The following is a 12,601-nucleotide window of genomic DNA, read 5'->3' on the forward strand; positions in this document are numbered from 1 at the left end:
TGTCCATCCTATGTTAAACCATATATTTTAAATACCATTTTTGAAAAATATAATATGCCCAAAGTTCACTTTTTCTATTGCGTTTCCCTGAAAAATGTTCATCCGCAAGATTACGAAGGTATTCATACCGAAACAAGCCTTGGCTCTTTATAAGATCCGGCTGCAAATACGACAGCAATTCCGTTTTAAGTTCTCTGTTTAACCATCTATCGACAGGAACCCCAAATCCCTTCTTACTCGCATGCTGCAATCGCCGAGGAATAAGATCGGCAAACGTTTCTTTTAAAATAACTTTTCGTTTTCTCTCATTGATTTTATATTCAATGGGTATCCTCGGTACAAGTGTCAGCATTTCTTTTGATAACATAGGCACTCTCGTCTCCAAAGAAGCAAGCATACTATTTCGATCTACCTTTGTAAGCATATCTCCTTCCAAAACAACCTTAAAATCCAAATATAAAGTACGGCTAATCTCATCCAACACGTCCAGATCTTTTAAATAGAAAGGACTTATCAACTTTTTAAGATCCATTTTTTCTTTGTCATAATCATTGAACAAATATGTTATTTCTTCTTTTTTAAATCCTAAACACATCAGTGCAATGCGTTGATCGTATATATCTTTCGAAGTATTATCCAATACTTTTTCTGCTTTTCGTCTTATGGAACTTTGATACAGCAACATTTGAATACCTTTTTCGATCAGGTTTTGTCTAATCACTTTAGGTATTTTTTCATATTTTTTTGAGTATACTCCAATTAGATATTTATTATATCCTGCAAATAATTCATCCCCTGCATCTCCCGTTAAGATAACTTTCACATATTTTCGGGCAAACTGCGAAACAACATAAGTAGGAATTTGAGATGAATCAGCAAAAGGTTCATCAATGTTTTCAATTACCTTCTGTATTTCTGTTAAAGCATGATCATAATCCAAATAGAATATATGATGATTGGTTCTATGAAAGTGTGCCGCTATTTCAGCCCGCTGACTCTCATCATAATCTTTTTCTTTAAATCCAATTGTAAATGTATCTATTGGTTTATCCGAAAGACGTGCCGCAATTCCCGTAATAATTGTCGAATCGATTCCACCGCTTAAAAAAGTTCCTATCGGGACATCCGATACCATACACTGCTCAATAGAACGAAAAAGTGTCTGCCGTAACATTGTGCAACATTGTTCATAGTTTAAGATCATATTATCAGAATCGTATTCCATATCCCAATATTTTTTTATTTCCATAGTCCCTTGGAAAAATTTTATATAATGTCCTGCCGGCAGTTTATAAACATGTTTAAAAATAGTTAACGGCGAGGGGATATAAGTCAACTGAAAATACTGCGCCAAAGCTTCCTTGTCTATGCTTTTCTCCACAATACCGGTTTCTATGATACTTTTCAATTCAGAAGCAAAAATAAAATAATTTTCGTTCCAAAAATAATACAAAGGTTTTTCTCCAGCCCGATCCCTGAATAACACAACTCTATGATTTATTATATCATAAATACAAAAAGCATACATGCCCTCCAGATGCTCTACACAGTGTTCCCCATATTCTTCAAATGCGTGGAGCGCTGTTTCCGTATCGCTATTTGTGGAAAAAAAATGGCCTTTTTTGATTAAATCATTTCTGATTTTTCTGTAATTGTAAATTTCTCCATTAAAAACAATCAATTTGGACTTATCTTCATTAAAAATAGGCTGGTGTCCATCTTTTAAATCGATAATGGACAACCGCCGCATTCCAAAGGCAGCTCCATCTCCCACCCAAACCCCATCATCATCAGGACCACGGTGTACAATCTGTGCATTCATTATCCTCACAAACTTTTCAACTTCTTCTAAGGAATGCTTTCTTTTTAAATCTATGAATCCAACAATACCACACATTTTCCTTACAAATTCTCCTTATACCAGTCTACAGCCAAAGCAAGGCCTTTGGCAAAATCATAATCCGGATCATATCCCAAAAGTCGCTTTGCCTTGCTGATATCTGCATTGCTGTGCTTGATATCTCCTGCTCTTTCCGGGCCAAACACAGGGGTAATTTTCTTTCCCAAAAGCTGACACAGTTTATCATAAATATCAATCAGATATTCTCTTCCTCCATAAGCAATATTGAATACTTCGCCAGCCGTTTCATTTCCAGATCTCATCCCTTTTAAGTTCGCCTCGATTACATTTTCTATATAAGTAAAATCTCTCGACTGTTTCCCATCTCCATGGATCACAGGCGCCTCCCCGCTGAGCAGCTGCTTGACAAATTTGGGAATCACCGCCGCATAGCTGCCGTTTGGATCCTGCCGCCGGCCAAAAACATTAAAATAGCGAAATCCCACTGTCTCTAAACCATAAAGTTTATGATACAATCTTCCATATTCCTCATTGGCCTTTTTGGTCAGCGCATACGGGGACAGCACTTTTCCGATCCGCTCCTCAGTCTTTGGCAAATTCGGCTCATCCCCATAAACCGAGGAACTGGAGGCATATACAAATTTATTGACCCCACTTCTTCTTGCCGCTTCCAGCATGTTAAGTGTTCCCCGGATATTGATCTCTTCATAAAGGAGCGGCATTTCTATACTTCTTGGCACACTACCCCAAGCCGCTTGATGCGATACATAATTGATTCCCTCGCACGCTTTTTGGCAGGTATCAAGATCACGGATGTCCCCTTCCATCAATTCAAAATTGGGATTCTTCATGAAATCTGTCAGGTTTTCCCATTTTCCGGTTGAAAAATTATCCAGGCACCGCACAAAATAACCCATACGAAGCAGTGCTTCACATATGTTGGAGCCAATAAATCCCGCTCCACCTGTTACTAAGAATCTGCTGCCCCCATCAAATTTAACATTCTGATATCCCATAATTACAATCTCCAATATATATAGTTCTGCTTTTCCGCAGTCTTTTTATCCAAAATTCCCTTAATGTCCGCAATGACTTTGCTATTATTCTTCCCAGGTTTAAACATAGCTTCGAAATAGGAAAAATCCTTTTCACAAAAACACGTATGCGCTACCGTCAAAATCACAGCATCCAAATTACAAAGCTCTGCTTCCCGTGACATTTCTACATTATACAGCCTGCGTGCTTCCGCAGCGTCCGCCACCGGATCATATATCATAGGGTCAACTCCATATTCCCTAAGTTCATTGACAATATCAATCACCTTAGTATTTCTGGTATCGGGACAGTTTTCCTTAAAGGTAAACCCCAAAATCGCCACCTTTGCCTGCCGGACCGAAACATTGGCATGAATCAGTTTCTTGACCGCATTTTCTGCCACATATTTTCCCATATCGTCATTTATCCTGCGTCCCGCAAGGATCACCTGAGAATGATATCCCATTTTTTCTGCCTTATAAGTGAGATAATATGGATCTACGCCAATACAATGACCGCCTACCAGTCCCGGCGTAAATTTCAAAAAGTTCCACTTCGTTCCAGCGGCTTCCAGAACCGCTTTTGTATCGATCCCCATCCGGTTAAAGATAATTGATAGCTCATTCATAAATGCAATATTGATATCCCGCTGGCTGTTTTCAATCACCTTTGCCGCTTCTGCGACCTTGATGCTTTCTGCACGATGGACTCCAGCCCTGACCACCAATTCGTATACCTTGGCTATTGTTTCCAAAGACTCTTCATCCATACCGGAAACAATTTTAACTATGGTTTCCAAACGGTGCACCTTATCCCCAGGATTGATTCGCTCCGGCGAGTACCCCACTTTAAAATCTCTGCCGCATTTTAACCCTGACTCCTGTTCCAAGATCGGCACACAAACCTCCTCGGTCACTCCTGGATACACAGTAGATTCATATACGACCACCGACCCTTTCGTCAGATTGCGTCCTAAAGTACGGCTTGCGCTCTCCACCGGCGTAAGATTCGGCGTATGGTCTTCATAAACCGGCGTAGGTACTGCCACAATATGAAATTTTGCCTCTCTAAGTCGTTTTTCCTCTGCAGTAAACTGTACCAAAGTCTGTGCAATAGTGCTATCTCCCACCTCGTTGGTCGGATCCACGCCAGAACAATACAACTCAATTTTTTCTCGATTTACATCAAAGCCAATTACATCGGCTTTTTTAGCAAAAGCCACCGCAATTGGCATACCAACATAACCCAAACCGATTACTGAGATTTTTTCTGTTCTATGTATAATATTTTCATATAAATTCACAGTTTTTCCTCCGACAAACATTTATTGATTTCTTCCATGTAAGCTTCGACCACAATATTCCGGTCAAACTCCCGAGCCACCTTTTTCCTTGCATTTTCTCCCATTTTTTTCTGAATTTCAACAGGGAGCTGTAAAAAACGCTCAATTGCGGCAATTAAAGCCTCCGTATCCCCTGGTGGGAATAAAAAACCCGTCATTCCTTCTTCTACAATTTCTCGGCAGCCTGCAATATCCGAACACAGACAGGGCCTTCCACAAGCTGAAGCTTCCAACACTGCATTTGACATTCCCTCATGATAAGATGGATGCACCAAACAATGCACTTCTTGCAGGACTTCTCTAACATCCTGTACCATTCCATGATAACAAATCACATTTGCTCTTGATAAAGATTCCAGTCTGCCCTGATACGCTTCTTCACAAAAACCGCAAATATGAAACCGTACAGCAGGGTATTTCTTTGTCAAATATTTCGCTGCCTGAAGATATTCCTCGATTCCCTTATCCTTCATAATCCTGGATATGAACACAAATTCTATCGTATCTTTTTGAGGATAATCCAAAAACCGATACTGAATAAGATTTACCCCGGAACCTGGTATCAAACGATGTCTTCCCAACGCAATATTATGTTTTTGAAAAAAAACTTCGTTTTCCATATTTTGAAAAAAAACGCAAACATCTTTCCTTAATGCAAATTTGTATAAACTCAGCACCAACCAACGAAGTATTCCGGGATTTTCCACAGCAGTCCCAAGGCCTGTAATATTTGCAATGCACGGCACATGGCAAAACGACGCAGCCATTCCCCCATAAATGTTAGGTTTCACCGTATAGGTCAGCACAAATCCAGGGCGAATTTTTTTAATTATCCCTTTATATTTCAGGAACAATTTAAAGTCGGCAATCATATTTTTCCCATGACGCTGATAATTTGTTTCAATGAAGTGACAGCCCATAGAAGAAAGTTGTGAAATACGATCACCATACGGGCATGACAAATAAACCTCATATCCATCACTGACTAATCGCTCTACCAGTTCTTTTCTCATGTTATAGATTGTCACATTATGATTAATTAAAATCACTATTTTTCTATTCATATAGGTTGCATCCATTCTATTTCTTTTCCATGATTTACATACGAAACATTCCTTACATTTTCCGTAATTCTAATACATTATTCATACATAAAATATTAAAATTGCTCATAACTAGACATGTTTTAATGCACGTCTCAAAACATCATTAAAACACTCAATTCCTAATTAGAAACATCTACATCTTTTTCTACTGTTTTATTTTCCCCTCTATCACCCCATCATGTTTTAATACACACCAAATGGTAGCAAAAAAACACCGGCAATCAAATAAAAAACTCATTTTCTGAACATATTCACCATCTAAACACGCTTTTATTTCAATCGGCAATTCATCACGCCCATTAATTTGGGCCCACCCAGTTAACCCAGGTTTAATCTCATTTACTCCATATTTATCTCTTAATGCAATCAAATCATACTGATTCCACAGCGCTGGTCTTGGTCCAATTATGGATAAATTTGATACAAAAATATCCCACAGTTGCGGCAATTCATCTAAACTATATTTTCTTAAAAATCTGCCCACACGAGTAATATATGCTTCTGGATTAAGGAGCATATGGGTTGGGACGTTTTTTGGGGTTGATGTTTTCATAGAACGAAATTTATGTATATAAAATGTTTTTTTATAGATTCCTATTCTCTTTTGCTTAAAAAAAACTGGACCCGGATCATCCAACACAATAATCAAAGAAATTATAATAAAAACCGGCAATAAAAGAATAAGTCCTAAAAAAGATACTACCAAATCTATACACCTTTTTACTATGACTGCATAAAATATTTTTTTCTTTACAATACACATTGAACTCTTATAACAAGGCATATCATCGGATAAATCACTAGATATATTTTCCTTTTTTTCAAGATATTGATTTATCATAACATCACCTCTTGTAGATATAATCATATTTTATTACTCCAACTCTATAATTTTATCTTTAATTCGTTTATTTGTCAACATGTTATAAATACTTTTTAAACAAAATATCCCATTTTACGTCATCTTTTAAAAGCAAAGATAACGTATCATATACATCAATGATACGTTATCTTTATTATAGAAAATAAAAAATGGACATAAATGACCAGAATCCCTGCATCACAACAACAAAAATGCCTAAACCAAGGCCGATTGCCGACAGTAGTCCACCGCCTCGTTTACGCCCCAAATTCACCGCACCAAAAATAACAGCCAGCACAGCCGCAAAAAAACCACTATATAAGGCTGCAAATATCATAATGCACAATGCAAAAATTCCAGATAAAAAAGACAAAACACCCAGGAGAGTAAAAAAAGGTTTCTTTGCTTCAGAAGGTGCATGGACAACACTCACAGGCTGTATTGAATTAGTATGTACAGATACAGAAGCATCAGCCGGCGGAACCACATCCCGCCTCGGCTGAACCGTTGTATTTTCTTTTACCAATGCAGCTCCGCAAAAGGCACAGTAATGACTTCCCGTCTGATTCACCGCACCGCAGTGGCTGCAAACCGAATCCATCGATGCAATATTATGATTTTTCATCTTTTACATTCCTTCCCGAATCCTCTGATCTTCCAGACGTTCTTCCACAGTTTTCCTGTTGTCCGGCGCATGGGCACTCTGCCAGCTTTCTCTACGCTGTTTCGCGTCCGCAGCATTCCATTCATCCTCCGGGAGCTGATCACTCAACCGAATCAAAGCATCGCGATATTCTTCATTTTTCTTTTTCATCCCCCAGGTAATCACTGCCATGGCCGCACCCAGCAAAAGGCCTAAAACACCCAGCACTTTCCATGGCCATGGATTTGCTTCTTTTTGTACAAATACAGGGAATGCATTCTTTTTCCACCATCTCATCTGCATATCTCCCGCTCCTTTCCAACTTGTTTCTTATTTAGTATATCCATTTTCCGACATATTATCACTTTTTAAACTGTTTGTCAAACGGATACTCACTTCTCCATTTTCGAGCGTTCTTTTCTTACCGTCTGCACCACGTAAAATCAATTCACCATGCTGTCCGATATCTACCGCAGTATAATATTTGCCCGGTTCTTGCAAAATATATACCTCTTGTCCCAGCACCATGGATTTACTGCGATATTCATCTAGAAAACATCCCGTGGCCATCATATTTTCCAAATCATTCAGCTGATTAATCAGTTCGGCCGCCATTTTATTACGGATCGACCGTATTTCTCCGGCTTCCACCACGCAACCTGCCACTTTTTCCAGTTCTCCATGAAAAACCGTAGTGCAATTGATGCCGATTCCTACAATCAGTGCTTCCACCGTTCCGGTTTCAAAATCTGTTATTGCCTCTGTTAAAATACCGCACACCTTGTGCCCTCGCAAATATAAATCGTTGACCCATTTTATTTTTGGCTGTTTTCCTGTGACATTCTCAATGGTCCTACAGGCAACAACAGAAGCCGCTGTAGTGGATAGCACCGCTCGTTCCACAGGCAAACCGGTGCGCAAAAGAACCGAAAGATACACACCGCTTTCAGGCGGAGAATAAAAACTGCGTCCCAACCTTCCCCGTCCAGCACTTTGATGGTCCGCAACTACAACCGTACCGGACACTGCACCCTTCAGCGCCATGCGCTTCAATTCCGAATTGGTAGAGTCTACCGTGTCAAATACAAAAATTCGGTTTTCAGCCTTAGGATCATTTAAGTAAGGAAGCATACCAGCAAGCGACAGCTTGTCATTGGCATCCAGAAGACAATACCCTTTATTCCGAATAGCCGAAATGGCATATCCTTCTTCACGTAATGCTTTCATTTGTTTCCAAACTCCGGCACGGGACATTCCCAATTTTTCAGCCACCTCTTGACCAGATATCGTTTTCCCCCGACAGCTTTCCAATATTCTCAACAGTTCTTCTTTAGAACGCATTTCTTATCCTTTCCTTTTTTAGCGTTGAACCAGTTTCACATTTTCACTTCCCAGTAACTTCGCTATTTGTTCCTCTTTACCGCTGTTTTCTGAAATCCACATGCTTTTCGGCGCCATTAATGTTTCTTTGCGGTCCTCATACCGTAAAATTACCGGAATACTTCCTCCTGATGCTTTCAGAATATTCAGAACTTCTTTTTCTTTGTCTGCGTTTTCTTTATAAAATCGTATGTACAACTTAGTACTGGAGGGATTCCATTTTTCTTTTTTCACTTCACTCAGTGGCCGTACTGCTTCTAAGCGCAGCTTCGCAGGCGCATCTTCGGCAATATCAAGATTGCCCTCCATAGCAACAATTTGATCTACCTGCAGCAAAGCATCAAATTTCCGAACCATAGCCGGAAACACCAGTACCTCAATGCTTCCTGTCAGATCCTCCAATTCAACATACCGCATAATTTCTCCTCTGCGTGTAATTTGATTGCGGGTATTCGTAATAATGCCTGCCAGTTTTACCTTGGTATCAATATTAAAACGTTGTTCTTCGTTTTCCTGGATTTCCCTCACGGAAGCAGTTGAAAACTGCTCCACCTGTTTTTTGCAGCTGTCCAACGGATGCCCGGAAATGTACATGCCCACACATTCCTTTTCCATAGCCAAAATATCCCGTTTATCAAACTCCTCACAGTCAGGAAAGTGGTCTTCCTCCGGTCCGGTCTGCTCCAACAGCATTCCAAACATATCTATCTGCCCTGGCATCACTGATTTCATCTGGCTCACCGCATCGTCCATTACTTTTTCAAATACTTGAATCAAAACTGCTCGTTTCAGGCCCATACTGTCAAACGCCCCGCTGCGGATCAAATTTTCAAGCGCCCGTTTATTCAATTTTCTTCCAGCCATTCGGCCACAGAAATTACGGAACGAAAGAAAATCACCGTTTTCCTTCCGCTCGGCTTCAATTTCATCCACAACTGCTCCACCGACATTTTTCACAGCGGCCAATCCAAACCGGATACCTCTGCCATCCACGGAAAACTGTCTTCCACTTTTGTTAATATCTGGCGGCAGGATCACAATCCCATGTTTTTTCGCCACAGCAATGTATTTGGTAACCTTATCTGTATGCTCAATACAAGATGTAAGCAAAGCCGCGAAAAATTCAACCGGATAATGACATTTGAGCCATGCTGTTTGATAAGCTACCACAGCATATGCCGCCGCATGAGATTTATTAAACGCATAGGATGCAAAATCCATCATTTCATCAAAGATCGACGCAGCGGTTTTTTCATCTACACCGCGCTTTACGGCCCCATCCACAATCTGCCCGTCTTCTTCGGTACCGTAAATAAAATTCTGACGTTCTTTAGCCATGACGTCTGCTTTCTTTTTTGACATTGCCCTGCGCACCAAATCCGCACGTCCCAGAGAATAGCCTCCCATCTCCCGAACAATCTGCATTACCTGCTCCTGGTAAACGATACAGCCATAGGTCACATCCAAAATATGTTCCAGCATGGGATGCTTATACTGAATATTACTCACATTATTTTTATTGGCAATATATAACGGAATAGAATCCATGGGGCCCGGCCGGTACAAAGAAATTCCTGCGATAATATCTTCTAAAGAAGCAGGCCGCAGTTCCTTCATAAATTGCTTCATACCACCACTTTCCAACTGAAAAACGCCATCGGTATCCCCAGCAGAAATCATTTCATAAGTAGCCTGGTCATCAAACGAAAGATGATCCATATCCAGAATAACTCCACGCTGAAGCCGAACGTGATCCACTGCATCGCGAATCACAGTGAGTGTTCTGAGTCCCAGAAAATCCATTTTTAAAAGTCCCAGGCGCTCAATCGTTGTCATGGTAAACTGCGTTGTAATCACATCATCGTTTTTTTGAAGCGGGACATAATTCTGTACCGGTTCTCGAGTGATTACAACACCAGCTGCATGGGTAGATGTATGCCGCGGCAAGCCTTCCAGTTCCTTGGCAGTATCAATTAAATGCCTGATTTTTTCATCGCTATCATACATTTCACGCAGTTTATAATTTACCTGCAAGGCTTTTTCAATAGTCATTTTCAGTTCCATGGGAATCTGTTTTGCCACCTGATCCACCATACCATAAGGGATATTCAGGGCACGCCCCACATCCCGCACTGCAAGCCTTGCCGCCATAGTTCCAAAGGTTACAATCTGGCAAACCTGTTCTTCACCGTATTTTCGGTTCACATAATCAATGACCTCGCCTCTGCGTTCATAACAAAAATCGATATCAATATCTGGCATACTGACCCTCTCCGGATTCAAAAACCGTTCAAAAATCAAGCCATACCGAATGGGATCTACATTGGTAATATGCAGGCAATAAGAGACTACACTTCCTGCCGCACTCCCCCTTCCCGGGCCTACCATGATCCCGTTTTCTCGCGCATAACGGATAAAGTCCCACACAATAAGAAAATAGTCCACATACCCCATGTTTTTAATGGTTTCCAGCTCATATACAAGCCGCCGGCGCACAGTTCCGTCATCCTCCGGATACCGTTCCAGAAAGCCCTGATCAGTTAGTTGACAGAGATAGTCATAAGAAGTCAGGCCATCTGGAACCGTAAACTTTGGCAAATGCAGCTTGCCAAATTCAATTTCCACATTACAGCGTTCTGCAATCTTTACGGTATTGTCAATAGCCTCCGGGACAGCAGAAAACAGCTCTTCCATTTCTTCTTCTGATTTCAGATAAAGCTGATCGCTGGACATTTTCATTCTATCCTCATCATCCACTGTTTTGCCCATCTGAATGCACATCAGCACGTCCTGATATACCGCATCTTCCTGACGCACATAATGAATATCATTGGTAGCCACCAACTGCAGACCAAGTTCCCTTGCCAGCGCAATCAAGCCGCGGTTCAGTTTTTTCTGTTCCAAAATGCCGTGGTCCTGGATTTCAACAAAATAGCGGTCCCGACCAAAAATATCAATAAATTCCAAAGCCCGGCGCTTTGCCTCCTCATAATTATCCGCCAAAATATTTCGTGATAAAACGCCTGCCATACAGGCACTCAAGGCAATGATTCCCTCTTGATACTGACGCAGCACCTCCATATCAATTCTAGGGCGATAATAATATCCATCAATAAAGCCAATGGATACCAGTTTCATCAAATTATGATAACCTACATCATTTTCTGCCAACAAGATCAGATGACAGCTTTGTGCATCATACTCATGCACTTTATCAAATCTAGAACGTGCGGCAACATACACCTCGCAGCCAAGAATAGGCTTGATACCCTGCTTTCGGGCATATTCATAAAAGTCAATAACACCATACATATTACCGTGATCGGTAATTGCCATGGCTGTCTGTCCCAATTCTTTGGCACGGTCAACCAACTTTTCGATGGTTCCTTCTCCATCCAATAGGCTATATGCAGTATGGGTATGCAAATGTACAAAACTCATGTTCTCACCACGTTTCTCATCTGTTTTACTGTTTCTATGCCAATTCCATCAGCTTTTTCAGTCGATGGTTCACACCTGATTTACTCAAAGGCGGGTTCATTAGCATTCCCAACTCGCTTAAGCTGAGTTCTTTATGCTTCAAACGCAGCACCGCAATTTCACGCAAATCATCCGGCAGACTATCCAACCCGCGGGTACGCTGAATTTTCTCAATCGCCTGCACCTGCCTGACAGATGCATTGATCGTTTTTTCTAAATTTGCTGTCTCGCTGTTGGCTGTACGGTTAAAATCGTTCCGGATTTCCTTTTCAATTTTAATATTCAAGAGCTCCATCTGAGCCTGATATGCACCCATATAGGTTAAAAAGTCCGAAATAGCCTCACTATTTTTCAGATACAAAACATATTTGGATTTACGAGTTACCATTTTAAAATCAAAACCGCATTCCAAAAGCAAGCGGTGCATATCCCGGCTCAATCCTAAATAAGGCGTAACCATTTCTAAATTATAATTTTTCTTGGGATCAATAACAGTGCCGCCGCTTAAAAAAGCCCCTCGCACAAAAGCTTTTCGGCAACATTCCTTCTCAGTCAGAAACGGATCTATCCGATAGCGAATCACACCGGTATCGGGATCCAAAAGCCGAAACTGATCCAGTACAGCTGCAATTTGCTCTTCATCCCGCAATTCAGCAGAATACCGGACTGCCTCTGGGGGCTGAAGCAACTTCTGGCGTACCAGCCTTTGATGCTCGCATTGATTCATATACACCGAAAGCACATCGGCATTCTCAGTCACAAACCGTATTTTTTCTTTGGTAATCACTGCACCCAGCAGCAACATTCCGGCAAGCACAGCCTGTCGGCAACATTCCCGGGTATATTCTGCTTTGCACAGTTCTTCCTTTGTCATCTGAGAAAAGGATTTCAT

General features: G+C 40.9%; 10 protein-coding genes. All 10 read right to left on the reverse strand.

All coding sequences use genetic code 11. From position 1 onward, the window contains the following. Window positions 1-13: 13 nt before the first annotated feature. The 10 genes from asnB to whiA all read right to left on the reverse strand — a co-directional run bounded on the left by asnB (window position 14) and on the right by whiA (window position 12,601). A complete protein-coding gene (asnB, locus tag INF28_RS02530; protein WP_226391903.1) occupies window positions 14-1,897 on the reverse strand; it encodes an asparagine synthase (glutamine-hydrolyzing) in 1,884 nt (627 codons plus the stop codon). Between the two features lie 5 nt (window positions 1,898-1,902). Then, window positions 1,903-2,877, reverse strand: coding sequence for an SDR family oxidoreductase (locus INF28_RS02535; protein WP_226391904.1), 975 nt, complete (start codon window positions 2,875-2,877; stop codon window positions 1,903-1,905). A 2-nt stretch (window positions 2,878-2,879) separates the two neighbouring features. Beyond that, window positions 2,880-4,199: a nucleotide sugar dehydrogenase gene (locus tag INF28_RS02540; RefSeq protein ID WP_226391905.1), complete on the reverse strand. Its 1,320-nt coding sequence runs from the start codon at window positions 4,197-4,199 to the stop codon at window positions 2,880-2,882. Beyond that, window positions 4,196-5,302 (reverse strand): glycosyltransferase family 4 protein, encoded by a 1,107-nt coding sequence (locus INF28_RS02545; protein ID WP_226391906.1) that lies wholly within the window; start codon window positions 5,300-5,302, stop codon window positions 4,196-4,198. Before INF28_RS02545 ends, INF28_RS02540 begins: the two co-directional genes overlap by 4 nt. A 187-nt stretch (window positions 5,303-5,489) precedes the next feature. Continuing rightward, on the reverse strand, window positions 5,490-6,107 hold the full coding sequence (locus tag INF28_RS02550; RefSeq protein WP_226391943.1) for a sugar transferase: 618 nt from the start codon (window positions 6,105-6,107) through the stop codon (window positions 5,490-5,492). Between the two features lie 253 nt (window positions 6,108-6,360). After that, complete coding sequence (locus INF28_RS02555) at window positions 6,361-6,831, reverse strand: zinc ribbon domain-containing protein (protein ID WP_226391907.1); 471 nt, start codon at window positions 6,829-6,831, stop codon at window positions 6,361-6,363. A gap of 3 nt (window positions 6,832-6,834) precedes the next feature. Next, window positions 6,835-7,152, reverse strand: a complete 318-nt coding sequence (locus INF28_RS02560) for a hypothetical protein (protein WP_226391908.1) — start codon at window positions 7,150-7,152, stop codon at window positions 6,835-6,837. A gap of 27 nt (window positions 7,153-7,179) precedes the next feature. After that, on the reverse strand, window positions 7,180-8,190 hold the full coding sequence (locus INF28_RS02565; protein WP_226391909.1) for a biotin--[acetyl-CoA-carboxylase] ligase: 1,011 nt from the start codon (window positions 8,188-8,190) through the stop codon (window positions 7,180-7,182). Between the two features lie 18 nt (window positions 8,191-8,208). After that, window positions 8,209-11,670, reverse strand: a complete 3,462-nt coding sequence (locus tag INF28_RS02570; protein WP_226391910.1) for a DNA polymerase III subunit alpha — start codon at window positions 11,668-11,670, stop codon at window positions 8,209-8,211. A 34-nt stretch (window positions 11,671-11,704) separates the two neighbouring features. After that, the gene (whiA, locus tag INF28_RS02575; RefSeq protein WP_226391911.1) at window positions 11,705-12,601 is read right to left on the reverse strand and encodes a DNA-binding protein WhiA; all 897 of its coding nucleotides are present in this window, start codon (window positions 12,599-12,601) and stop codon (window positions 11,705-11,707) included.

The sequence above is a fragment of the Ructibacterium gallinarum genome (assembly GCF_014982785.1).
Lineage (GTDB): Bacteria > Bacillota > Clostridia > Monoglobales > Monoglobaceae > Ructibacterium > Ructibacterium gallinarum.

Excerpts from the sequence above, each read along its gene's own strand:
- asnB (WP_226391903.1), bottom strand. The coding sequence starts at position 1,897 with ATGTGTGGTATTGTTGGATTCATAGATTTAAAAAGAAAGCATTCCTTA.
- INF28_RS02535 (WP_226391904.1), bottom strand. The coding sequence starts at position 2,877 with ATGGGATATCAGAATGTTAAATTTGATGGGGGCAGCAGATTCTTAGTA.
- INF28_RS02545 (WP_226391906.1), bottom strand. The coding sequence starts at position 5,302 with ATGAATAGAAAAATAGTGATTTTAATTAATCATAATGTGACAATCTAT.
- INF28_RS02550 (WP_226391943.1), bottom strand. The coding sequence starts at position 6,107 with ATGTGTATTGTAAAGAAAAAAATATTTTATGCAGTCATAGTAAAAAGG.
- INF28_RS02555 (WP_226391907.1), bottom strand. The coding sequence starts at position 6,831 with ATGAAAAATCATAATATTGCATCGATGGATTCGGTTTGCAGCCACTGC.
- INF28_RS02560 (WP_226391908.1), bottom strand. The coding sequence starts at position 7,152 with ATGCAGATGAGATGGTGGAAAAAGAATGCATTCCCTGTATTTGTACAA.
- INF28_RS02565 (WP_226391909.1), bottom strand. The coding sequence starts at position 8,190 with ATGCGTTCTAAAGAAGAACTGTTGAGAATATTGGAAAGCTGTCGGGGG.
- INF28_RS02570 (WP_226391910.1), bottom strand. The coding sequence starts at position 11,670 with ATGAGTTTTGTACATTTGCATACCCATACTGCATATAGCCTATTGGAT.
- whiA (WP_226391911.1), bottom strand. The coding sequence starts at position 12,601 with ATGAAATCCTTTTCTCAGATGACAAAGGAAGAACTGTGCAAAGCAGAA.